At 66.4% G+C, this 884-nt stretch carries 1 protein-coding gene; it reads right to left on the bottom strand.

The features are described 5' to 3' along the window. The coding region (locus NMG80_RS07160) for an IS91 family transposase (protein WP_254017467.1) at positions 1-737 on the bottom strand (737 nt) is incomplete at its 3' end. Between the last annotated feature and the right edge of the window lie 147 nt (positions 738-884).

Raw genomic sequence — 884 nt, 5'->3', positions numbered from 1 at the left:
GTAACGCCCCCACCTACTCGGCAGCGCTTCTTCCGGATCGGCGACAGGTGGCGCAGGAATGCCCGCCGTTCCGCGAGATGAGCAATTGCGCCGAAGAAGGCGAGCCGGCCAGCGTCGTGCAGCGCGACCAACCGGGAGAGGAACAGCCGGCGGAACAGCTTGCCGAGCACCCGCACCGGCAGCAGGAAGGCGGGACGCGACGATATCCACCGGCTTCCGTCCGGCGAGATGCCACCGCCTGGCACGATCATGTGCACGTGCGGATGATGCGTCATCGCCGAACCCCATGTGTGGAGCACGGCGGTGATGCCGATGCGTGCGCCCAGATGCTTCGGATCGGCCGCGATGGTCAGCATCGTCTCCGACGCCGCCTTGAACAGCAGGTCGTAGATCACCGCCTTGTTGGGATAGGCGATGTCGGCGATCTCGGCTGGCAGCGTGAAGACGACGTGGAAGTAGCCGACCGGCAAGAGATCGGCCTCGCGTGCGGCGAGCCATTCCCTTGCCGCCGCGCCTTGGCACCTTGGACAGTGCCGGTTGCGGCAGGAGTTGTAGGCGATGCGCCAGTGGCCGCAGTCCTCGCAGGCCTCCACGTGACCGCCAAGGGCCGCGGTGCGGCAGTGCTCGATCGCCGACATGACCTTGAGCTGCTGCAGTGTCAGATGCCCTGCATGGGCGGCCCGGTAGGCGGGCCCGGCAGTGCGGAAGATGTCGGCAACCTCGATCGAGGCGCGCACGCTCAGCCGTCGGGTGAGATCTCTTCCGGCTTGAAGAGGCCAAGCTTGTCGAGCGGGCTGGTGACGGTGCGCACCGTGCGGGTTGCAACCTTGGTGTAGAAGGCGGTGCTATTTAGCTTGGCGTGCCCGAGCAGCCACGCGTCATAA

The sequence above is a fragment of the Mesorhizobium escarrei genome (assembly GCF_935825525.1).
Classification (GTDB): Bacteria; Pseudomonadota; Alphaproteobacteria; order Rhizobiales; family Rhizobiaceae; genus Mesorhizobium; species Mesorhizobium escarrei.
This window is presented reverse-complemented; position numbering and strand designations above follow the sequence as displayed.